At 65.5% G+C, this 21,714-nt stretch carries 22 protein-coding genes; 10 read left to right on the top strand and 12 right to left on the bottom strand.

What is annotated here, in order from left to right:
• Positions 1–147 precede the first annotated feature (147 nt).
• Positions 148–615, top strand: coding sequence for a phosphate-starvation-inducible protein PsiE (locus LRS53_RS12500; RefSeq protein WP_017640693.1), 468 nt, complete (start codon positions 148–150; stop codon positions 613–615).
• An 87-nt stretch (positions 616–702) separates the two neighbouring features.
• On the opposite strand, the gene LRS53_RS12505 is transcribed toward LRS53_RS12500, so the two are convergent.
• The gene (locus tag LRS53_RS12505; RefSeq protein ID WP_231356073.1) at positions 703–3,318 is read right to left on the bottom strand and encodes a DEAD/DEAH box helicase; all 2,616 of its coding nucleotides are present in this window, start codon (positions 3,316–3,318) and stop codon (positions 703–705) included.
• Positions 3,319–3,442: 124 nt separating this feature from the next.
• On the opposite strand from LRS53_RS12505, the gene LRS53_RS12510 reads away from it, so the two are divergent.
• On the top strand, positions 3,443–3,613 hold the full coding sequence (locus LRS53_RS12510) for a hypothetical protein (RefSeq protein WP_017640691.1): 171 nt from the start codon (positions 3,443–3,445) through the stop codon (positions 3,611–3,613).
• Between the two features lie 94 nt (positions 3,614–3,707).
• On the opposite strand, the gene pyk is transcribed toward LRS53_RS12510, so the two are convergent.
• Entirely contained in the window at positions 3,708–5,159 is a 1,452-nt protein-coding gene (gene pyk / locus LRS53_RS12515) for a pyruvate kinase (RefSeq protein WP_231356074.1), read from the bottom strand.
• A gap of 286 nt (positions 5,160–5,445) precedes the next feature.
• Here pyk and LRS53_RS12520 point away from each other — a divergent pair, with 286 nt between their 5' ends.
• Positions 5,446–5,832 (top strand): tetratricopeptide repeat protein, encoded by a 387-nt coding sequence (locus tag LRS53_RS12520; protein ID WP_231356075.1) that lies wholly within the window; start codon positions 5,446–5,448, stop codon positions 5,830–5,832.
• A gap of 56 nt (positions 5,833–5,888) precedes the next feature.
• Positions 5,889–6,251, top strand: coding sequence for a PilZ domain-containing protein (locus LRS53_RS12525; protein ID WP_093256327.1), 363 nt, complete (start codon positions 5,889–5,891; stop codon positions 6,249–6,251).
• On the opposite strand, the gene LRS53_RS12530 is transcribed toward LRS53_RS12525, so the two are convergent.
• From LRS53_RS12530 to LRS53_RS12540, 3 genes are read right to left on the bottom strand one after another with little or no spacing between them, the layout of a single operon-like run.
• Positions 6,236–7,048 carry a hypothetical protein gene (locus tag LRS53_RS12530; RefSeq protein ID WP_231356076.1) on the bottom strand — a complete coding sequence of 271 codons (813 nt, stop codon included), beginning with the start codon at positions 7,046–7,048 and terminating at the stop codon, positions 6,236–6,238. The genes LRS53_RS12525 and LRS53_RS12530 overlap by 16 nt on opposite strands.
• Positions 7,045–8,040 (bottom strand): AAA family ATPase, encoded by a 996-nt coding sequence (locus LRS53_RS12535; RefSeq protein ID WP_231356077.1) that lies wholly within the window; start codon positions 8,038–8,040, stop codon positions 7,045–7,047. Before LRS53_RS12535 ends, LRS53_RS12530 begins: the two co-directional genes overlap by 4 nt.
• Entirely contained in the window at positions 8,018–9,235 is a 1,218-nt protein-coding gene (locus LRS53_RS12540) for a DUF4350 domain-containing protein (RefSeq protein ID WP_231356078.1), read from the bottom strand. The genes LRS53_RS12535 and LRS53_RS12540 overlap by 23 nt, the downstream gene beginning before the upstream one ends.
• Positions 9,236–9,344: 109 nt before the next feature.
• On the opposite strand from LRS53_RS12540, the gene sbcB reads away from it, so the two are divergent.
• Positions 9,345–10,799 carry an exodeoxyribonuclease I gene (sbcB, locus tag LRS53_RS12545; protein WP_231356079.1) on the top strand — a complete coding sequence of 485 codons (1,455 nt, stop codon included), beginning with the start codon at positions 9,345–9,347 and terminating at the stop codon, positions 10,797–10,799.
• Between the two features lie 268 nt (positions 10,800–11,067).
• Here the strand turns inward: sbcB and mvaT are convergent, their stop codons facing one another.
• Positions 11,068–11,451, bottom strand: a complete 384-nt coding sequence (gene mvaT, locus LRS53_RS12550) for a histone-like nucleoid-structuring protein MvaT (RefSeq protein WP_064307916.1) — start codon at positions 11,449–11,451, stop codon at positions 11,068–11,070.
• Positions 11,452–11,752: 301 nt separating this feature from the next.
• Here mvaT and purU point away from each other — a divergent pair, with 301 nt between their 5' ends.
• Positions 11,753–12,604: a formyltetrahydrofolate deformylase gene (gene purU, locus LRS53_RS12555; RefSeq protein WP_017640683.1), complete on the top strand. Its 852-nt coding sequence runs from the start codon at positions 11,753–11,755 to the stop codon at positions 12,602–12,604.
• On the top strand, positions 12,576–12,824 hold the full coding sequence (locus LRS53_RS12560; protein WP_093256281.1) for a hypothetical protein: 249 nt from the start codon (positions 12,576–12,578) through the stop codon (positions 12,822–12,824). The genes purU and LRS53_RS12560 overlap by 29 nt, the downstream gene beginning before the upstream one ends.
• Here the strand turns inward: LRS53_RS12560 and LRS53_RS12565 are convergent.
• The gene (locus tag LRS53_RS12565; protein ID WP_017640681.1) at positions 12,812–13,033 is read right to left on the bottom strand and encodes a hypothetical protein; all 222 of its coding nucleotides are present in this window, start codon (positions 13,031–13,033) and stop codon (positions 12,812–12,814) included. The two genes, LRS53_RS12560 and LRS53_RS12565, sit on opposite strands and share 13 nt — an antisense overlap.
• Before the next feature lie 109 nt (positions 13,034–13,142).
• Positions 13,143–14,000, bottom strand: coding sequence for a carboxylating nicotinate-nucleotide diphosphorylase (gene nadC, locus LRS53_RS12570; RefSeq protein ID WP_093256284.1), 858 nt, complete (start codon positions 13,998–14,000; stop codon positions 13,143–13,145).
• A gap of 286 nt (positions 14,001–14,286) precedes the next feature.
• Here nadC and LRS53_RS12575 point away from each other — a divergent pair, with 286 nt between their 5' ends.
• The gene (locus LRS53_RS12575; protein ID WP_231356080.1) at positions 14,287–16,476 is read left to right on the top strand and encodes a DUF1631 domain-containing protein; all 2,190 of its coding nucleotides are present in this window, start codon (positions 14,287–14,289) and stop codon (positions 16,474–16,476) included.
• A 61-nt stretch (positions 16,477–16,537) separates the two neighbouring features.
• On the opposite strand, the gene LRS53_RS12580 is transcribed toward LRS53_RS12575, so the two are convergent.
• Positions 16,538–17,830: an NAD(P)/FAD-dependent oxidoreductase gene (locus tag LRS53_RS12580; protein WP_231356081.1), complete on the bottom strand. Its 1,293-nt coding sequence runs from the start codon at positions 17,828–17,830 to the stop codon at positions 16,538–16,540.
• Positions 17,831–18,085: 255 nt separating this feature from the next.
• A complete protein-coding gene (locus LRS53_RS12585; protein WP_231356082.1) occupies positions 18,086–18,565 on the bottom strand; it encodes an MOSC domain-containing protein in 480 nt (159 codons plus the stop codon).
• An 83-nt stretch (positions 18,566–18,648) separates the two neighbouring features.
• On the opposite strand from LRS53_RS12585, the gene LRS53_RS12590 reads away from it, so the two are divergent.
• Complete coding sequence (locus LRS53_RS12590; RefSeq protein ID WP_231356083.1) at positions 18,649–19,125, top strand: FAD/FMN-containing dehydrogenase; 477 nt, start codon at positions 18,649–18,651, stop codon at positions 19,123–19,125.
• A complete protein-coding gene (gene ampD, locus LRS53_RS12595) occupies positions 19,125–19,685 on the top strand; it encodes a 1,6-anhydro-N-acetylmuramyl-L-alanine amidase AmpD (protein ID WP_231356084.1) in 561 nt (186 codons plus the stop codon). Before LRS53_RS12590 ends, ampD begins: the two co-directional genes overlap by 1 nt.
• On the opposite strand, the gene LRS53_RS12600 is transcribed toward ampD, so the two are convergent.
• Entirely contained in the window at positions 19,682–20,479 is a 798-nt protein-coding gene (locus tag LRS53_RS12600) for a TatD family hydrolase (RefSeq protein ID WP_231356085.1), read from the bottom strand. The genes ampD and LRS53_RS12600 overlap by 4 nt on opposite strands.
• Positions 20,476–21,468: a catabolite repressor/activator gene (gene cra, locus LRS53_RS12605; RefSeq protein WP_231356086.1), complete on the bottom strand. Its 993-nt coding sequence runs from the start codon at positions 21,466–21,468 to the stop codon at positions 20,476–20,478. Before cra ends, LRS53_RS12600 begins: the two co-directional genes overlap by 4 nt.
• Positions 21,469–21,714 lie beyond the last annotated feature (246 nt).

Consider the following 21,714-nt stretch of genomic DNA (forward strand, 5'->3'; position numbering starts at 1 on the left):
GTCCAGTCTGCGACAGTTGTGCACTGGTCGGCGGTCCGGCTTCCCGCTATAAGAACGGCTGGTGCCAGAGCAATCTTGAGAGTGGGAGCTCCACATGGACGAATCTTCGAATGGACGTCTTCACCCTTGTGCAGGGAGCAGCCGGCCATGAAGTGGGCAGACAGCGGTCGCAAACGCATGCACGACGGGGCGAACTCCCTTGGCAACCTGATGGTGGAAGGTTTCCACTACTTCGGCCTCTTCGCCATCGGCGCGGCTACGGCCTGGGCCTCGGTGATGGCCTTCATGGGCATGGTCGACAAGGGCCAGGCGAGCATCGATGACATTCTCCTGCTCTTCATCTACCTGGAATTGGGTGCCATGGTCGGCATCTACTTCAAGACCAACCACCTGCCCATCCGCTTTCTGCTCTACATCGCCATCACTGCCCTGACCCGCTATCTGATCGGCGATGTCTCGCACCATCGGCCACCGGATGCCGGGCTGCTGTATCTCTGCGGCGGGATCTTTCTGCTGTCGCTCTCGGTACTGGCGGTCCGCGTCGCCTCGAACAAGTTTCCTTCCAGCAAGGTGCTCGATGCGACGGGGGATGTGGTGGGCGAGGGCGACAAGTAGCTTGCGCAGTCCCTATCCGCTTCGCTCCTGGCGACGCGGCTGGCCGAGCCAGGTGCCGCGCCGTCAGGATGACCAGCCGATCGGGGCCTAGCGATCCAGTGGCGCCAGCAGCTGGGCCAGGTCACTTTCGGTCAGACGCCAGTCGCCGCTGTTCTCGCTGAGGATGCCCGCGCTCAGGCGCGCCTTTTCCTGTTGCAGCTGCTGGATGCGTTCTTCCAGGGTGCCGCGGGCGATCAGCTTGTAGACGAACACCGGCCGGTCCTGGCCGATACGGTAGGCGCGGTCGCTGGCCTGCTGTTCGGCGGCCGGATTCCACCAGGGATCGAAGTGGATCACGGTATCCGCCGCGGTCAGGTTGAGACCGCTGCCGCCGGCCTTGAGGCTGAGCAGGAACACCGGTACCTCGCCATTTTGGAAGCGTTGCACCGGGGTGCGCCGATCCCGCGTCTCACCGGTCAGGGTGACGTACTCGATGCCGCGCTGATCGAGGTCGGCGGCGATGAGATCGAGCATGCTGGTGAACTGGGAGAACACCAGGACCCGGCTGCCGCCGGGCAGCAGGGCGTCGAGTCGTTCGTTCAGCGCCGCCAGTTTCGCCGAGGGCTTGGCCACGCTGTCGTCTTCGTTTGGCACCAGGCGCAGATCGCAGCAGACCTGGCGCAGCCGTAGCAGGGCATCGAGGATCAGCAGTTGGCTGCGGCCGATACCCTGGCGGGCGATCTCGGCGCGGACGCGTTCGTCCAGCAGCAGCCGCAGGTCCTCGTAGCGCTCGCGTTGCGCCGTGCTGAGTTCCACCAACTGGATGATCTCGGTCTTGGGCGGCAACTCGCTGGCGACCCGCTGTTTGGTACGGCGCAGCATGAAGGGCCGCACCCGTGCCTTGAGCGCCGCCAGGCGTTGCACATCGCCCTCGCGCTCCACCGGAATGCGATAGGCCTGCTTGAAGCCCTTCTCGTCCCCCAGCCAGCCAGGCATCAGGAAGTGGAATTGCGACCAGAGTTCGCCCAGGTGGTTTTCCAGCGGTGTGCCGGTCAGGCAGAGGCGATGGCGGGCGCGCAGGTGGCGTGCGGCCTGGGCGGCCTTGGTGGCGGCGTTCTTGATCGACTGGGCTTCGTCCAGTACCTGCAGGTGGAAATCGTAGCTGGCCAGGCGCTCGGCATCACGGGGCAGCAGCGCATAGGTGGTGAGCACCACGTCGTGCTCGGGAATGCGCTCGAAGCGACTGCTGCGAGCGCTGCCCTGCAGGGTCAGCACGCGCAGACCAGGGGCGAAACGGGCGATCTCGTCCTGCCAGTTGGGGATCAGACTGGTCGGCATGACGATCAGCGCCGGCGCGGTCAGGCGGCCGGCGGCCTGTTCGACGAGAATGTGCGCCAGGGTCTGCAGCGTCTTGCCCAGGCCCATGTCGTCGGCGAGGATGCCGCCGACGTCCAGTTCGCGTAGGGCCTGCAGCCAGGCCACGCCTTCGCGCTGATAGGGGCGCAATTCGGCATGCAGGGTGTCCGGCAGGACCACCGGCTCGGCGGCATAGCTGCGCAGGCGCTCGGCGAAGCTTCTCAGGCGTTCGCCGCCTTCCCATTCCAGCGGCAGGCGCTCGTCCAGTTCGGCCAGGCGCGCGGCGTCCAGGCGCGGCAGGCGCAGGGCACGGTCCTGGCTGAGACGGTCGGTGGCATAGAGTTCACCGAGGATCTGCAGGATCGGCTTGAGTCGCCCCAGGGGCACGGCGACCCGTTGCACCCGGCCCTGCTGGCCGGTAACCCGCGGAGGATCGATGCGCAGCAGCACAGGTTCGTCGTCGGCGCGCTTGGCCAGCATCGCCGGCTCGTACTGCGAGGGTTCGCGGCGGATGGCGTCGATCAGCAGCGGAATTAGACTGACGCGACGCTGGCCCAGGCGGATGCCCAGCTCGACATCGAACTGAGCATCGGCGGCGGTGTGGCCCTGCACCTCTTCGAGGTGGCCGTACCAGCCTGCCACCGGCGTCAGATCGAAGGTGAATTCGGGCTGGGCTTCGATTTGCCAGCCAGCTTCGCGCAGGCCGGGGATGACCTGCTGCACGAATCTGAGCCAAGCGGGGTCGTCCGGCAGTTCGAACATCTCGCCACTATCGTCGGGCAGCGCAACGCTGCGGCGGGTCGCCAGGCGCAGCCCGTGATCGAGCAGCGTCTGCCGCCAGCGTTGTTCGGCCTGCAGCTGGCGAGTGGGATAGCTGGCATCGGGGGTGCGGGGCAGGGCACCGAACAGCCGCCGTGGGCCATAGGCGAAGGCCAGGGCGGCGCGATGGCGCACCGTGGGCCTCATCTTGCCGATATGGCGGTCGTAATCGATCTGGGTATGGCTGCCGAGGGTCAGCACCGGTTGCGGCAGCTCCGGATTGGCGACCGGCGTGGCCGGCAATTCGGCCTCACTGCGTTGCAGCCGTTCGAGCTCGATGAGGGCGGCGGCGGCATGCTTGCAGTTGCGGCCGACCGGACAGGTGCAGCGGGCGTCGACCCGCCAGGCGGTCTCGCCCGCGCGCAGGCTGATCGCCTGCCGATAGGCCGGCCCGGCCGGGCTGTGGCACTCGGCATAGAGCTGGCCCTTGGCGGCCGAGCGCAGTTGCACCAGGCCGTCGAGCGCCAGTCGCCGACCACGCTCGTAGTTGCGCTCCGTGAAGGCGCCTTTCCAGTCCTGCCACTTGAGCCGTTCGAAACGTAACGCCATCGTTCACCCAGGCTGTTCGCACCAAACCGGCTATTCTGCCACAGTCAGCCGGACGCTCGTCGGACTCCCTTGATCTATGTGAGAATGAGAATATAGTGCATTTAACGGGGTGAGGAGCGAGACGATGCGTGAACAACCGTTAGCCAGCGTAGCCCTGATCAAGGCCAGCCGCCTGGAGGCCCGACGGGAAGGGCGCCTGCGCTCGTTGCAGCGTGGCATCCTGATCGCTTGCAGCCTGGGCGTGCTCGGCGCGGCCGCCTTGCACCTGGCGTACCTCGCCCTGGGCGGTTTCTAGGCCAGCCAGGTCTTGTCTGGTCCAAGAAAAAGCCCCGAGCAGTCGCCTGTTCGGGGCTTTTTCGTCAGCGCCGGTCAAGGACCGGCGGCAGGGATCAGACCAGCAGGTCGCCCACGCGGTACATCTTCATGGTGTTGGTGCCGTCACGCTTGGTGTAGCTGTCGCCCTTGGTCAGGATGACCCAGTCACCGTGCTCGACGATGCCGCGCTTGAGCAGCTCGTCCACCGCCGCCTGGCTCACCTTGTTCGCCGGCATGGTGGTCGGGTCGAAGGGGATGGTGTGCACGTTGCGGAACAGCGCGGTGCGGGCCTGGGTGGCGCGGCTCGAGGCGAAGGAGAAGATCGGCACCGAGGAGCGCAGGCGCGACATGATCAGCGGGGTGTAGCCGGTGTCGGTCAGGCTGATGATGGCCTTCACGCCCGGGAAGTGGTTGGCCACATAGATGGAGGCCAGAGCGATACTCTCGTCCCACCGGGTGAAGGTATGGCCCAGGCGGTGGCTGGACAGCTTGCTGGTGGGCTGCTTCTCGGCACCGACGCAGACGCGCGCCATGGCTTTGACCGCTTCCACCGGGTACTGGCCGGCGGCGCTCTCGGCGGAGAGCATCACGGCATCGGTGTTGTCCAGCACGGCGTTGGCCACGTCGGAGACTTCCGCGCGGGTCGGCATGGGGCTGCTGATCATCGACTCCATCATCTGGGTCGCGGTGATCACCGCCTTGTTGAGGCGACGGGCGTGGGAAATGATGCGCTTCTGGATGCCCACCAGCTCGGCATCACCGATTTCCACGCCCAGGTCGCCCCGGGCCACCATCACGGCATCGCTGGCGTGGATCAGGCCGTCCAGGGCTTCGTCGTCGGCCACGGCTTCGGCGCGTTCGATCTTGGCCACCAGCCAGGACTTGCCGCCGGCGGCTTCCATCAGGCGTCGGGCTTCGTGCATGTCTTTGGCGTCACGCGGGAAGGACACGGCCAGGTAGTCGACCTCCATGGAAGCGGCCAGCTTGATGTCTTCGCGGTCCTTGTCGGTCAGCGCCGGGGCGGTGAGGCCGCCGCCACGACGGTTGATGCCCTTGTGATCGGACAGCGGGCCGCCGATCAGGGTGGTGCAGTGCAGTTCGGTGGCGGTCATGCCTTCCACGCGCAGGACCACGCGGCCATCGTCCAGCAGCAGTTCGTCACCCACGCGACAATCGGTGACCAGGCCCGGGTAGTCGATGCCGACCACTTCTTCGGTGCCTTCGGTGCGGGGATGGGCGATGGACAGGCGGAAGGGATCGCCGACCTTGAGTTCGATGCGCTTGTTGACGAACTTGGCGATGCGGATCTTCGGACCCTGGAGGTCGCCGAGCAGGGCGACATGGCGACCGTGCTTGGCGGCGAGATCCCGTACCAGCTGACCACGAGCCCGGTGCTCGTCGGGCGTGCCATGCGAGAAGTTCAGGCGGGCGACGTCGATGCCGGCGATGATGAGCTGCTCGAGGACTTCCGGAGAATTGCTGGCCGGGCCCAGGGTGGCGACGATCTTGGTACGGCGATAAATCATGCAGTCTTTCCTTTAGCGGATTGCAATCATGAGTCGACGCCTCGGAACCTGTTCAGGATCTGCTGCGCGTCGGCCAAACGGCGTTGGAAATGCCTTGTTTGTCTCTAGCTCGCGAGAGCGTGAACAGGTGCTCGGCGCCGAGTCGACGTAGAACACGGAGCGCACCTCATTGTAGCGCTGTCGCGTGGCCAGCACATGACGGCTTTTCGCAGCTCTGTCACACCAATGGTCGTTTGCCCTCAAGAAGCGGGCCCCGGCGCCGATCTAGCGAACAGGAGGACTTTTCATGCGCCCTTATCTCTGCCTGTTCCTGCTGTTCGGCCTCAGCGGCTGCACCAGCGTTTCGATGAATTCCTATCTGGATGCCGCCTATAAATCCTACAGCGAAGGCGATTGCACCAATGCTCTGCTGCAGATCTCCCAGGCTGAGCGCAAAGGCCGGGCACGGCCCTGGCTGCAACCGGAATTTTCCATGCTGCGCGGCCAGTGCCTGGAGCAGCAGCAACTGTACGCCGACGCGGCCCAGACCTATCGTTTCATCCAGGTCCGTTTTCCGGCCAGCGAATACGCCTATCGGGCCCAGGCCCGACTGGACACCCTGCGCCAATTGGGGCTAGATGGCGGAACGGCCGTTGCGACGCCCCAGTCGGTGCGAAAACTACCGCAGCGCTGAGCTTTCCAGGACGTTGTCGGTAACGTGGCTTTACCGTGTGCAGGATGAATCGCACCATGACTCAGAATCGTCGTATCGAGCGCCACCAGCTGCCCTACTATCTGAAGGTGTTCAACCGCTTCACCGACAAGCCCATGGGCTACATTGGCAACATTTCCCGCGAGGGACTGCTGATGATCAGCCAGTTGCCCATGCTGGTGAATGCGCACTTCGAGCTCCGCCTGAAGATTCCAGGCCAGGACGGCCAGCTGCACTTCGTCGACTTCGACGCCCGTTGCCAATGGAGTCATGAAGACGTGACGCCGGGCAACTATGACTCGGGTTTCAGCGTTGCCGAACCGCCAGCCGAATTCGCCGAATTGATCGGCGTACTGCAGCACTATTTCACCTTCGGCCGCCTTTCTCAGTCGGCGATCTGATTCCGCTCGCCGGCGTTCCACAGCTGCAGCAGGCGAACGGGTAGATCCGCTGTTTCGCTGAGGGGCAGCCGGCGAATTCCTCGTCGCTCCAGACGCGCGGCCATTCGCTCGCTTTCAATGCTGGTCTGCCAGGCTGCGGCATAACGGCGGGCATCGCGCCAGGTGCGGATGTCGCCAGGCTCTGCCATCTGCCGCAGCGCGGTGTCGACCAGCCAGAGCTGCAGGCCGCGCCGGGCCAGCTCCAGCCGCGCGAGCCAAGCCACCAGGCTGTCATCGAGCGGTGCCATGACTACCAGGACACTGCCGGGCTGCGCCTGGCGGCAGAGCCGTGTCAGCGCCGCCTTGAGGTCGGCCGTCGCATCTGCAGTCAGCTCCGGCAGGGCAGCTGGCGTGAAGGAGCGATCAGGCGTGGCGGCCGCCAGCAGGCGCAGTTCGGGATCGAGGCCATAGAGCCGCACCTCATTGCCACTGGCTGCCAGGGCCCGCCAGAAGCTCAGCGCCTGGTGGTGGTCTTCGGGCCGGCCGGCTTTTCCTTGTCCTGGCGTAGCCATGTCGGCGATCAGCAGGTGCAGGGTGGTGTCCGCCCGCAGGCGTGCCCAGGATGCCGGCGCGAAAGGCGACGGATGCCTCCTGGTCCCCAGCCGGCGGGCGTTCAGCCATTCGAGGACGGCCAGCCCCAGGAGCAGCAGGGCGCCGGTCGCGGGCAGCCCTTGCCAGCGCAGGGGCGCCAATCCCCCCAGGATCAGGCTCAGCAGCGCCAGGGCGACCAGCGCCAGCGGCAGGCGGCGCCGGATCATGGGCGCGGTGCCGGACACTGTCCCAGCAGCTTGAGGATCTGGCCGTCCAGGCTGTCGCCTTCGAATTCGCGCTCCGGCGTCAGCCGCAGGCGCGGACGTAACACGGCGGGCAGCAGGGAGCGCACATCCTCGGGCGTCACACTGTCGCCCCCGCGGAGGAAGGCCTGAGCCTGGGCAAGCCGTAGCAAGGCCTGGGCGGCGCGCGGCCCGGCGCCCTGCTCGAAGGCCGGCCACTCCCGGGTGAGACGGATCAAGCGCACGGCATGGTCGAGGATCGGCTCCGCCGCCGGGATCCCTGCCACCAGCCGCTGCAGGACTGGCAGATCGCGCGCCTGCAGCAGCGGGCGCAGGGCTGCCGCTTCCAGGGGATCAATGTGACCCTGTTGCACGGCCTGGCGCAGGGCGGCGAGTTCCTGGCCTTCCGCCGGCCACTCGAGCCGCAGCTGCACCAGGAAGCGATCCCGCAGCGCCAGGGGCAGGTCGCTGCCGGGGCTGCGGGTGGCGATCACCATGAAGGGCGTGGGCAGCGGCACCTGGCGGCCTTCCAGGCTTAGCTGGCGACCTTGCAGGGCGTCGTCCAGCAGATTGAGGACCGGTGGCGGAGCCCGGTGCAGGTCTTCGAGCAGCACCAGGGAATTGAATAGCGGACCTCGGCGCAGGCGGGCGCTGTCGCTGCCGGCGTCCATGACGATTTCGCCCGCCACCTCGCCAGGCATCAGCGCCGGATGGCAGCGCAGTCGGGCGAAGCCGGCGTCCAGGCTGGCGGCCAGAGCGCGGGCCAGCAGCGTCTTGCCCGCGCCGGTCGGCCCTTCCAGCAGCAGATGACCGCCGGCCAGCAGGGTGGCGAGCAGGCCTTCCACGGCGGCGTCCTGCTGCGGCAGCACCTTGAGCAGCGCCTGCCGCAGGGCCTGCAGCCGGGTCAGGGCGCGGGCCTTGACGCCGGTTTCGCCAGGGTCCGCTTGAGCGGCGTCAGGAGGGGAGCTGTCGGTCATCGGAAGTCCTCGGGAACGGGGGGCGCAGGGCCAGGCGCAATAGGCGCAGCTGGGCGATGCGACGGGTGAAGTCACGAGCGGAAAGGCGCGTCGGGCTGGGGCGCATCGCCTCGCCCACTGCGCGGGTACTCAGGCCGCTCAGCCGCGCAAGATGCTGCCAGCGCTCGGCCACGCCCTGGTCGGCGAGTTCGGGACGGCGGCGCTGCAGCTCGCGCTGGATGTCGCGCTGCAGAATGGCGATCAATTCGGGCCAGCGCTCGGGGTCGCGACGAGGTGCCGGATCCCGCTGCCGGCGTCTCAGCCAGAGTCCCGTCGCCAGCGTCACCAGCAGAAGCGCCAGGCCATAGCGTTGCAAGGCCGCTAGCCACAGCGGGATCGGCGGCGCGGGAGCGATCAGGGTCACCGGCGCGCCTTGGGTCAGATACCACAGCAGCCAGGCATTGTCGTACTGGCCGAGGTGGGCATTGCTCCAGAGGTCGGTGTCCGACAGCAGGGTCACGCTGCCATCGCCCCAGGGCAGCATCAGCATATGGGTGGCGCTGGTGCTGCTGGCCCAGGCCAGCGCCTGGTCGCCGACATCGAACAGGTGGCGACTGTCGTCGAAGCCGAGATAGGCGGGGGCATCGTCCTCGGCGAGATAGAGCTGGGTCAGATTGGGCCAGAGTGGCAGCGCCATGATCGGCGGGGCGGCGCCGCCCAGCTCGCGGGTCGGCATGGGACGCACGCCCAGGGTCGCGCTGAGCGCCAGGGTGCTGTCATCGGCGACGGCCACCAGATGGCCGCCCGCTTCGACCCAGTCCAGCAACGCCTGGGCCTGGGAATCCGCCAGCGGTGGGTTGCCGGCCAGCCAGAGTCTGACGCCTGCGGCGGGTAGTTCGTCGAGTTGCTCGGATTGGCCGCGTTGCACCCGGCTGCCGAAGTGCTGCAGGTAGGCGACCGCCAGGGCCTGGGGATCGGCGTTGCTGCTGCTGGCGAGCTGGGTGGCGAGCTGGCGGGCGGTGTGGCTGTCGAGTCCCTGATGAGTCAGGCGCAGGCTGGCCGGGCCGCTGTCGGCCTGCGGCGGCAGGGGGCAGGACAGCGGCTCCTGTTGGGCCAGGCAGGCCAGCGACAGGGTCAGCGCCCAGATGGCGGCACCCAGGCGTGCGGCGATGCCTCGGCACCTGGAGCGAGCGGAGAGCCGATCGACTGAACGCATGGGAAGAGAAGATACGCGGGTAGACAGACGCCAGAGCCTAGCGGGTGGGGGCGCTCGGGAGCAAGGCGCACGACGATGCTAGACTGCGCCGATTCTAGGGGAGGGCGGTGTGACGCAAAGTATCTTCTGGTACGACTTCGAGACCACGGGGATCGATCCAAGGCGGGATCGACCGCTGCAGGTGGCCGGGGTGCGTACCGATCTGGACCTCAACGAAATCGAGGCGCCGCTCAATCTGCATTGCCGGTTGAGCGAAGATGTCCTGCCCCATCCGGCGGCCTGCCTGGTCACTGGGATCCTGCCGGCCACCCTGCAGCGGCTGGGGCTGCGCGAGCGCGACTTCGTCCAGCGCCTGCACGAGGAGCTGCGGCGTCCCAACACCTGCACGGTCGGCTACAACAACCTGAGATTCGACGACGAAATGGTGCGGCACAGCCTGTACCGCAACTTTCATGATCCCTATGCCCGCGAATGGCAGCAGGGCAACAGTCGCTGGGATGTACTCGGTCTGATCCGGGCGCTCTATGCCTTTCGCCCGGAGAGCCTGAGCTGGCCGCAGGAGGAGCAGCGCGTTTCCCTGCGCCTGGACCGCCTGACCGTCGCCAATGGCATCGACCATGCCCAGGCCCATGACGCCCTGGCGGACGTCCGCGCGACCCTGGCCCTGGCGCGCCTGGTCAAGCAGCGGCAGCCCAAGCTCTACGACTATGTCTGGACGCAGCGTCAGAAAAAGGCAGCGCTGACGCGTATTCGTCTGCTCGAACCCCTGTTGCATGTCTCTGGGCGCTTCAGCGCCGAGCGGCACTTTCTGGCCCCCGTCCTGCCGTTGGCCTGGCATCCGGTCAATCGCAATGCGCTGATCGTCTGTGATCTTGGTCTGGCGCCGGAGCCGTTGCTGGAACTGGACGTCGAGGCCCTGCGCGAACGCCTCTATACCCGGCGGGAGGCGCTGGCCGAGGGTGAACTACCGGTACCGCTCAAGCTGGTACAGATCAACAAGTGTCCGATTCTGGCGCCCTTCAGCGTGCTGCGCCCGGTGGATACGGAGCGCCTGCAGTTCGATCTGGCAGCCGTCTGGCGGCGCGTCCGGCAATTGCTCGACCAGCGTGCGCACTGGCAACCCAAGGTGCAGGCACTCTATGCCGAGGCGTCCGGCTTTACAGCGCAAGAACAGGATGCCGAATTGAGACTGTACGACGGCTTCATCTCTGCCCAGGAACGGCAACTCTGCGAGCAAGTTCAGCAGTGTCCGGCGGAGCAACTTGGCAGTCGAACGTGGGCGTTCCAGGATGAGCGGCATCCCGAGCTGTTCTTTCGTTATCGAGCGCGCAACTTTTCCGAGTTGCTGACGGCGGAAGAGGGTGTCCGTTGGCGGCAATTCTGTCGGCAGCGACTGCTGGGTGAAGACGGCCAAGGCCATATGACCTGCAAGCAGTTCCTCACCTTGACCGAACAACTGCGGTTTGAGGTCGCTGCTGATCTGGTGCCGATTCTCGAGGCCTGGTCAGCCCATGTCAGGGGCGTGATGCAACAGTTGGATAACCCCGTTATCGATGTGACATAAGTCGCGATAACAGGCGTCGATCAGAGACCTTTGTTAACAGAAAAAGAGTCTGGACCACCACGTCGAGGACAGAATCCAGCCGGCTCTCTATTGCGGCAGCGCAGGCCAGGAGAGGGCCGTGCTCAGGATCAAGGTGATTCGAGGGGCTGCCAACGCGAAGGGACGGTGAAGACTGCAGAGACGGCGCCAGGGTTTAAAGCGGCGGAGCCCAAGCTAACCGCGCATCACACAGGCGAAAAAAACGCCGGCTAGCCGGCGTTTCTTCTGATCAATCCAGCAGGGTTGCCCAGGATTCGACGTCGTCCGAACCCCACTTGGCTTTCCACTCTTTCAGAGTCTTGTGATTGCCACCCTTGGTTTCGATCACTTCGCCATTATGCGGATTCTTGTATTGCTTCACTTTACGAGCACGCTTGGGAGTATTGCCGCTGCTGGACTTAGCAGCGCGCGCCTGGCGTGCGGGCTTGGCTTCGGTATCAAGAATGCCGATGATGTCACGCAGGGATTTCTGATATTCACCCATCAGCGCGCGCAGTTTCTTTTCGAATTCCAGTTCGCGCTGCAGTTTGTCGTCCTCTTGCAGCGACTTCAGGCGCTCCTGCAGTTCCTTGATAGCTTCTTCGGTCTGACGATATTCGTTGATGAGCGACATAAACGGCCTTTGTTCTGAGTGATGCAGAGATGAAAGTCTGGATCGATCATAGATTGACTATCGGAATAAGTAAACGGTCCGAGTGGCAAGTCGATAGTTAAGGCGGCGGTCGTCACAACAAGGGAGTTACCAGGAGACGTGCAACTTTCGACCAGATGACAGTGGAACTTGTCCGCCATTACTTGTCCTTTGCAAAGTCTTTACCGTCGCCGTACAGCCATGTGCGGCAGTCCCTTGCGCCGCTCGACGCTGCCCGCGAGTGCGCCTAGAATGCAGCCCCCTTTTCGTTCGAGGTTGTGCTATGCAAACGTTTCGTCTGGTGATCGCCTGTCCGGACGGGGTAGGTATCGTGGCCAAGGTCAGCAACTTCCTGGCGACCTATAACGGCTGGATTACCGAAGCGAGTCACCATTCGGATACGGAGAGTGGCTGGTTCTTCATGCGCCATGAGATCCGCGCCGATTCACTGCCCTTCGATCTGGCTGGCTTCAGTCAGGCCTTCGCGCCCATTGCGCGGGAATTCTCCATGCAATGGCGAATCACCGATTCGGCCCAGCGCAAGCGCGTGGTGCTCATGGCCAGTCGCGAATCCCACTGCCTGGCCGACCTGCTGCACCGCTGGCACAGCGGTGAGCTGGATTGCGAGATTCCCTGCGTCATCTCCAACCACGACACCCTGCGCAGCATGGTCGAATGGCACGGCATTCCCTTCTTCCATGTGCCGGTCGATCCCGCCGACAAGCAGCCGGCCTTCGACGAGGTGTCGCGGCTGATCGAGCTGCACCAGGCCGACACCGTGGTTCTGGCGCGCTACATGCAGATCCTGCCGCCGGATCTCTGCGCACGCTATGCCCACCAGGTGATCAACATCCATCACAGCTTCCTGCCGTCCTTCGTCGGTGCCAAGCCCTATCACCAGGCGGCGCAGCGCGGCGTCAAGCTGATCGGCGCCACCTGTCACTACGTGACCGAAGAGTTGGATGCCGGGCCGATCATCGAGCAGGACGTGGAACGCGTCAGCCACCGGGACAACGTCGAGGACATGGTGCGCCTGGGCAAGGACGTCGAGAAGATGGTGCTGTCCCGCGGCCTGAGATACCACCTGCAAGAGCGGGTCATGGTCCATGGCAACAAGACCGTCATCTTCGACTGACAGCGAGCGTCCTGCGGAGCCGGGTACCGCAGCGGCGCCGCCACGACTGGGCGAGGGCTGCCTCGCCCGCTATGACCTGCAGGCCATGGCGGAGGAGGGCGGCGCCGATTTCAGTGCCGCCGCGGCGCTGTGGCGGCAACTGCAGGCACCACAAGACACCGAGGACAGCGCGATAAACGCCCCGGACAGTGGGGATACGGGCGCGACTCAGCTGTCCTGAGCGGCGGCTTCGGCGCTGGTCTTGGCCTTGAGATCGGCGATCTTGCGCACTTCCGAGGCGAACACCTCGTCCTGCACGGTCGGCCGTTTCTTCCAGGGTTTGCGATCGGGCTTGGGTTGCGCGGCGTAGGTGACGATTTCGCCACCGTAGACATCCTGATAGCGCTGGGCCTGGCGTTCCAGTTCAGCGCGAAGTTGATCTTTGGTCACGGGTTCGATCTTGTTCGAGTGTCGCGAGAGGCGAGCGGTCGTCAGGACCGCTCGAAGCCGGTGCGCAGGAAGCGCGGCTGCGGAGTCTAGCCGCCGCGACGCCCTTTGCCTATCCCACTCGATCCAGGATGCGCATGGACAGATCGATGGCCTTGACGTCCTTGGTCAGGGTGCCGATGGAGATGTAGTCGACGCCGGTCTGGGCGATGCCGAGCAGGGTGTCCTGGTTGACGCCGCCCGAGGCTTCCAGCTTGGCTTGGCCAGCGGTCAGGGCGACCGCCGTGCGCATGTCGGCCAGGCTCAGCTCGTCCAGCATGACGATGTCCGCGCCCGCGGTCAGGGCTTGTTCCAGCTCCTGCAGACTTTCCACCTCGACCTCCACCGGGCGTCCTGGCGCCAGGTGCCGGGCGGTGGCCACGGCCTGGGCGATGCCGCCACAGGCGGCGATGTGGTTTTCCTTGATCAGGAAGGCGTCGAACAGGCCGATGCGGTGGTTGTAGCAACCGCCGCAGGTGACCGCGTATTTCTGGGCGCGGCGCAGGCCGGGCAGGGTCTTGCGGGTGTCCAGCAGCCGTACGGCGGTGTCCTGCACCAGGTCGGCATAGTGGCGGCAGCGGGTGGCGGTGCCGGACAGCAGCTGCAGGAAATTGAGCGCGCTGCGCTCGCCGGTGAGCAAGGCACGGGCTGGGCCCTGGAGTTCGAACAGCACCTGGTCGGGCGCGACCCGTTCGCCGTCCGCCACCTGCCAGCGGACCTCGACCGCGGGATCCAGCACCCGGAACACCTCGTCGACCCAGGCCGTACCCGCCACCACTGCGGCTTCACGGGTGATGATCCGCGCGCGTGCCTGTTGGTGAGCGGGAATCAAGCCCGCCGTAAGGTCGCCACTGCCGACGTCTTCGCGCAGCGCGGCGGCGACGTTATCGGTGATGACCTGGGCGAGATCGGCAAGGGTAGCGCTGGACATGAAAAGACTCCGAAAAGGGGCTGCAGGAGGCGAGCGGGCAACTTTAGGTGAGGTTGACGATCTGAGATAGACAACGTTGAATTATTTGATGGGCAGGCGCTGACCGACAGGTGCCTTGTGAACCCTGTCATGTACTGTGCAGATGCCGATTGGTCGATGCCTTAGCAGAGCAAATAATGGCACATCGACAACGTTTCACCTCGCGGCCAGGGCGGCCAACGTTGTTCAATGCTCCTGTAGTGGAACGCGATTCAGCCGAACGCAAGGACGGTTGTGGGAGGCGGTGGTGCAGAACGACGTAAATGTGGTTCATTTCAAGGCGCTCGGGGAATCTTCTTCCCGATTGCCTGCTGTGCTTTTGCCGGTCAGGGATCGCGCCGCTCAGCGACTCAATGCCTCCTTGCAGCAGCTGTTCGACAACGCCGACGATGCGCTGTTTGAAATGGCCGATCGGGCCGGCAGCAACCAGGAACAAAGTCTCTACTTCGAAGCGATGCGCGACCTGCGCCTCAGACGCAAGAGCATCGAGCGCAGCTTTCTCCAGCAGTATTTCGAGCGCTTCGCCGCCCTGAACAATCTGGTCGGCAGCAAGCCGGAAATGCGTCTGGACAGCGTCTCCTACGAAGACCTGAGTCTGGTGCAGAACGATGCCCTGGAAGAGAGCGTCGCCGTGGACACCATGGTGGCCAAGGCGCTCAGCAACAACGCCATGGCCATCAGCCACCTGACCATCAGATTCAACACCCAGCTGGCCAGCAAGCTGGATGATTCGACCCACCCCCTGGGGCCACGCCGGCTGTGCGAGGCCTTCGTCGAGGCCTGCCGCGATCTTGACACCGACATCAAGGTCAAGCTGATCATCTACAAGCTGTTCGAGCGCTTCGTGCTCAACGGCCTCGGTCAGCTGTACGCGGAATCCAATCGGCAATTGGTCGATGCCGGGGTATTGCCCCAGCTCAAGGCCATTCCCCAGCAGGTACCGAATCGCTCGGCCAAGGGCTATAGCGGGCGCACCCCGGCCCACGTCAACGGCGAAGACGATGGCCAGGAGCTCTTTGGCACCCTGCAGGGCCTGCTGGCCCAGCTGCGCACCCCGGGCAGCGCCACCCTGGGTGGCGGCATGGCGGCCGATGACGGTGCCGCCACCGGCGATGGCCAGGTCATCACCAGCTACGACCTCATGCGCCTGCTCTCTCACCTGCAGCAGCAGATTTCCAGCCAGTCCCTGGATGGCTATGACCTCAAGGCGCAACTGGGCGTGGCCCTGGGCCGCATCAGCGAGCGCTCGGGTCGAAAGCGCGTGGTGGGGCAGGTCGACGAAGACGTCATCAATCTGGTGGCGATGCTGTTCGAATTCATTCTCGACGACCTCACCCTGCCGGATTCGCTCAAGGCTCTGATCGCCCGGTTGCAGATTCCCATGCTCAAGGTGGCGGTCCTCGACAAGACCTTTTTCAGTCGCGGCAGCCATCCGGCGCGGCGATTGCTCAACGAGATCGCCGCCGCTTCCCTGGGCTGGGGCGAGCAGAGCGATCTGCAACGCGACGGTCTCTATCAGAAGATCGAGCAGATCGTGCAGCGCCTGCTGTCCGACTTCGTCGACGATCCGGAGATCTTCGCCGAGCTGCTGGCCGACTTCATGGCCTATGTCAGTGACGAGCAGCGTCGCAGCGAATTGCTCGAACAGCGTACCCGCGATGCCGAGGAGGGCCGGGCACGGGCCGAGATCGCGCGCCTGCAGGTCGAGCACGTCCTGAGCCAGCGCCTGCAGGAACATCAGCTGCCGGCCGCCGTGCAACGCGTCCTGCGCGAAGCCTGGAGCCAAGTGTTGCTGCTGACCTGCCTGAAGCAGGGCTACGACTCCAGCGAATGGCGGGCGGCGCTCAAGACCATGGACGATCTGATCTGGAGCATCCAGCCCCACCACGACGTGGCGTCACGTCAACGCTTGCTGGAAATGGTGCCCGGGCTGCTCAAGGCACTGCGGGAAGGCCTGGCCAGCGCGGCCTTCGATCCGTTCTCCACCTCCGAATTCTTCACCGAACTCGAATCCCTGCACGTCCAGACCTTCCAGCAGACCCGTCCCGAGTTGGCAGAAGCGGCGGCAGTGGAGGCCGCGGTCGTGGTACCCGCCCCGGTGCCTGCCGATGAGCCCTTCGAGCTGCCGCGCGCGGCTGAGCGGATCACCGGGCTGACCAACGACTCCCTGGAGTGGGTGGATGCCCTCTCGGTGGGTGCCTGGTTCGAGATCCTCGACGTCGAGCAGAAGCTGCGCTGCAAGCTGGCCGCGGTCATTCGCCCCATGGGCCGCCTGGTGTTCGTCAATCGCACCGGCATGAAGGTGCTGGACCGCACCCGTGAGGAACTGGCACTGGATTACCAGGAAGGCCGGGTACGGCTGCTGGACGATGCCCTGCTGTTCGACCGGGCCATGACCTCGGTGATCGGCAGCCTGCGGGGTCAGTCGCCTTCCTGAGGTCGCTGCGACAGTAGAAAGCCGTCCCAAGGGACGGCTTTTTTGTGCGTGAGCCAAGGGCCTAGTGCAGCTTCAGGCGTGGCTCGGTCTTGCGTCTCAGGTGGTCGCCGGCAAACAGCGCCAGGGCACGCAGCGGGCCATAGAGGGCGACCTGGTGCATGCGGTAGAGCGAGACGTAGAAGGTCCGCGCCAGCCAGCCTTCCAGGGTCAGGCTACCCAGGGCGCCGCCCATGAGATTGCCGACCGCGCTGAAGCGCGACAGCGAGATCAACGAGCCATAGTCCTTGTAGACGTAGTCGGGCAGCGGCTTGCCCTCCAGGCGCGCCTTGAAGGTCTTGACCAGCAACGAGGCCTGCTGGTGAGCGGACTGCGCCCGGGGCGGTACGGTACGGGTGTCGCCGGGGGCCAGCGGGCAGGCCGCGCAGTCGCCGAGCGCGAAAACATTCGGGTCGCGGGTAGTCTGCAGCGTCGAGTTGACCACCAGCTGGTTGATGCGGTTGGTTTCCAGCCCCGCCAAGTCCTTGAGAAAGGCCGGAGCGCGGATACCGGCAGCCCAGACCTTGAGACTGGCCGGGACGAATTCGCCAGCGGTCTGCAGGCCGTCGGCGCGGACTTCCTTCACCGCCGAGCCGGTCAGCACCCGCACGCCGAGTTTTTCCAAGGTGCGGTGCGCCTGGCCGGCGATGCGTTCGGGCAGCGCCGGCAGGATGCGCGGACCAGCCTCGACCACGGTGATACGCAGGTCTTCGGGGCGGATGCGATCCATGCCATAGGCCTGCAGCTCTTCGGCGGCGTTGCGCAGCTCGGCCGCCAGTTCCACGCCGGTAGCGCCGGCACCGACGATGGCCACCTCGATGTACTCACCCGGCTGCTCGCTGACGTGGGCACGCAGATAGTGGGTCAGCAGCTTGCGGTGGAAGCGTTCGGCCTGGGCACGGGTATCGAGGAAGATGCAATTTTCCGCGGCGCCCGGGGTGCCGAAATCGTTGGTGGTGCTGCCGATGGCCAGCACCAGGGAGTCATAGCCGATCTCCCGCTCCGGAACCAGGATGGCGCCATCGTCCTCGATCGCGGCCAGCTGCACCTTGCGGCGCTCGCGATCCAGGCCGGTCATGCGTCCGAGCTGGAAGTCGAAATGGTTCCACTTGGCCTGGGCGACATAGCTCAGCTCGTCCTCGGTGGAGTTGAGGGAGCCGGCGGCCACCTCGTGCAGCAGGGGTTTCCACAGGTGGGTGGCATTGGCGTCGATCAGCACGATCTGCGCCTGGCCGCGCTTGCCCAGGCTACGGCCCAGGCGGGTAGCCAGTTCCAGGCCGCCGGCGCCGCCGCCGACGATAACGATGCGATGGGTCATGGAGAGCACTCTTATAGAAGGAAAGCCTTGGCCGGACCGGGCGCGTCGCCGCAAGCGGGCGCAGTCCCGGGCCGGTGGAATCTGGGGTCGTCGGAGCGCGCGAGAATCGAGTCATCTAGCAGAGAAGATGGGCGAAAAGTCGTCACTTTCAAGGGAGGCGGCCTGCATCTGCTCTGGCAAGGACGTGCGCGGCGACGAGAGGTCGCGCTAGTTTAACCGGGCTGGCCCGGCCATTCGACCCTAGGGAAACTGGGGTCAATCCAGGACCTCCACCCGATCGCCCAGGCGGATGATGCCGCTTTCCAGGACCCGGGCCGTGAGACCGCCATGGCCACGCATGGCCTGGAAGGTGCCCACGCCCAGACGTTCTTCCAGGCGTGCGCAGGGTTGGCACCAGCCGGTAGTCTCCAGCACCGCCTGGCCGATGCGAAAGCGCCGGTTCTTCAGGCTGAACAGATTGATTCCGGCGATGGCCAGGTTGCGGCGGAGGTCGGCGGGTGCCACGGCCTTGCCGATCAATGCGGCCACCACCGGCAGATGCTCCCATTGAATGAGGGTGACCTGGCGCTGGTTGCGTGGGGTAGGGCGGGCGTGATCGCCGGTAAGGCCGGCGTCCCGCCGGGCTTCCACCGCGTCGATCTCGACCATGGGTGCGCGCGAGATGGGCCGCACGCCGATCCAACGCACCTCCCCGGACTGGGGAACCTGGGCCAGCAGTTCTTTGAGCGGGATCATGGGGCTCCTCGACGCGATGGTGGTGCCAATCCGAGCGGTAGGGCAGGATAGCGGCCTCGATGGACCGTTCAAGAGAGGATGCCATGCGCGCTGGAGTTCTGGCGTTGTTGCTGTCGTGCCTGCTGTTGCCCCTGACCGCCCTGTCGCTCGAACCGGGTGAGCGGGTGGCGCCCTTCACCCTGCTCGATCAGCGTGATCGGCCCTATACCTTCGACGATCAGCTGCAGGTGTTGCTGGTCGCCCGCAGCATGAGTGGCTCGGGGCTGGTGAAGGAAGCCATGCGCGACCAGCCCGCGAACTATATCGACGGCACCCGGGTGGCCTATGTCGCCGACATCAGCAGCATGCCGGCGGCCATTACCCGGATGTTCGCCGTGCCGGCCATGCGCAAGTACGGCTACCGGGTGCTGCTCGATCGCGAATCGCGCGTCGTGCCACGCTTCCCGGGGGATGCCAACAAGGTGCTCTGGGTGACCCTCGACCATGGCCGCTTCGTCAGCCAGCGCGAATTCAGCGACGCCAATGCCCTGCGCGACGCGCTCAAGGCCAAGGCCCGTTGATGGGCGGGGTGTTCGTCGAGGGCTGGTATCGCGAGGCGCGACTCTGCCCTTCGCCCAACCATAACGAACGACCGCCCGGGACGGAGGTGTCCCTGCTGGTGATCCACAACATCAGCTTGCCGCCCGGGCAGTTCGGCACCGGCTGCGTCCAGGCCTTCTTCCAGAACTGTCTGGATCACTCGGCCCATCCCTTCTTCGCGGAAATCGCCGAACTGAAGGTGGCGGCGCACTTTCTCATCGAACGTGACGGGGTGGTCACCCAGTTCGTGTCCTGTGAGCAACGCGCCTGGCATGCCGGCGTCTCTTCCTTCGAGGGGCGCGAGAACTGCAACGACTTCTCCCTGGGCATCGAGCTGGAAGGTACGGATGACCTGGCCTACACCGACGCCCAGTACCGCGCCCTGGGACGGCTGACGCGGGCGTTGCAACGCGCCTATCCGGCGATCACCGCGGAACGTATCCAGGGTCACAGTGACATCGCCCCCGGACGCAAGACCGATCCGGGCCCGGCGTTCGACTGGCCGCGTCTGCACGCCGAGTTGCAGGGCCAGGAGGCCTAGCGCAGGCGATCCGCCTCCCAGCCGAACACCGCGCAGGCATTGCGGGTGGTGGTCGCTGCCAGCGTCTCGGGCGAGACCTGCCACAGCGGTGCCAGGGCCGTGCAGATGGCCGGCAGGTGGGTGGGGCTGTTACGCACCTCCGGATACATCGCCGGTGGCATGTCCGGGGCGTCGGTCTCCAGCACGATGTCATCCAGGGGCAGTTGCGGCAGCACCCGCTGCAGGCGCCTGGCCTGGGGCCAGGTGGGCGCGCCGCCCAGACCTATCTTGAAGCCCAGACGCAGATACTCGCGGGCTTCCTCGAAGCTGCCGGAAAAGGCGTGGGCGATGCCGGCCCGGGGTGGCTTGAGGCGTTTCAGGATCCTGACCACATCGGCATGGGCGCGGCGCACGTGCAGCAGTACCGGCAACTCCAGCTCCATGGCCAAGCGCACCTGCTGTTCGAAGAACCAGGCCTGGCGCGCCTTGTCCGGTGTCTCGATGAAATAGTCCAGACCGATCTCGCCGATTGCGCAGAGGCGGGGATCTGGCCGATGGTCCAGGCAGAAGGCCCTGAGCGCCTCGATATCGGCCTCCTGGTGGCGCTGCAGGTATAGCGGATGCAGGCCCGGAGCCGCATAGAGGCCGTCATGGGCTGTTGCAACCCTCCAGAGTTGCGGCCACTGGCTGCGCTCGACACCGATCAGTACCTGGCGCACCACGCCGAGTCGCGCGCAGTCGGCCAGCAGCGCCGCCCGTTCGGCGTCGAAGCCCGGATAGTCCAGGTGATTGTGGGTGTCGATCAGCAGGCTCATGACAGGCGGCGTTTGAGGACCCTCGGGATGGCTTGGACACCGGGCAGGTAGTGGTCGTTTTCCAGGGCGTCCAGCATCAGTTCCAGGGCGCGCTCGGTGATGACTTCGTGCTGCTGGGAAATGGCGTTGACCTTGAACGGCAGGTAGTCGAGCAACTGGGTGTCGCCAAAGGTAGCCAGGCGCAGGGTGTCGCCCGCGGCCAGCGGATGATCGCGCAGCACGTCCAGCACACCCTGCAGCAGGACGTAGGAGGTGGTCAGCAGGGCCTCGGGCCAGTGGCCGAGTTCTTCGATCATGGCCAGCGCCTGGGCGCGACCGCCGTCGCGGCTGTAGTGGGGGGCATGACGCTCCCAATGGCGCGCTGGGTGATCGGCGAGGGCGGCAGCGAAGCCGGCGGCGCGCTCGCGGCTGATGACCAGGTCCGGACGTGCCCCGATCAGGGCGATGCTATGGGTGTCCGGGGTCAGCAGGGTGGCGGCCAACTGCCGCCCGGCGGTGTGGTCGTCGCTGACCACCGAGCAGAACTGCGCGGGATCGAGTTGGCGGTCGATGGCGATGATCGGGATGTTGTGTTCCTGCAGTTGCCTGTAGGGCGCGTCGTCCTCGGCCAGGCTGCTGGCGGTGAACAGGCCGTCGCAGCGGCGGGCACGAAACAGCGCGATGAGCTGGCGCTCGCTGTCGGGATTGTCGTCGGTGCAGGCGATCAGCAATTGGTAGCCGCGGGCCCGCGCCCGTCGCTCCAGCTGTTTGGCCAGACGAGCGTAGCTGGGGTTTTCCAGGTCGGGCAGCAGAAAGCCCAGGGTGTGGGTCGCCCCGCGGCGCAGGCCGGCGGCGCGCTGATCAGGCTGATAGCCGTGGGCCTCCACCACGGCCATGACCCGCGCCACGGTCGCGGCGCTGATGCGCCTTTGCGCCGCCTTGCCATTGATGACATAGCTGGCGGTGGTAAGGGATACGCCGGCCAATTGGGCGATGTCGCTGAGTTTCACGCCTGTTCCTCATCGGACCTGAATCGCCTGTGCTGTACGCCATGAGCGAGACGGTCTTTATTGTGTGTTGTGCTTCAAGGATCGGCGATTATCGAGTAACGTTCCAGTCCCATTGGGTGAAACGTTTCAGCTTTCTGTTGTCCGAGGGCTGGCACGAATCTGCCAAGGGCCCTGCCACGCCTCTCCGGGCGCGATTGCAGGGCTGAGCGAGCCGGCAAGCATCTATTACAAGAAAGGCACGGCGCC

This window comes from Pseudomonas sp. PLB05, assembly GCF_021106615.1.
In the GTDB taxonomy this organism is placed as follows: Bacteria; Pseudomonadota; Gammaproteobacteria; order Pseudomonadales; family Pseudomonadaceae; genus Chryseomonas; species Chryseomonas benzopyrenica.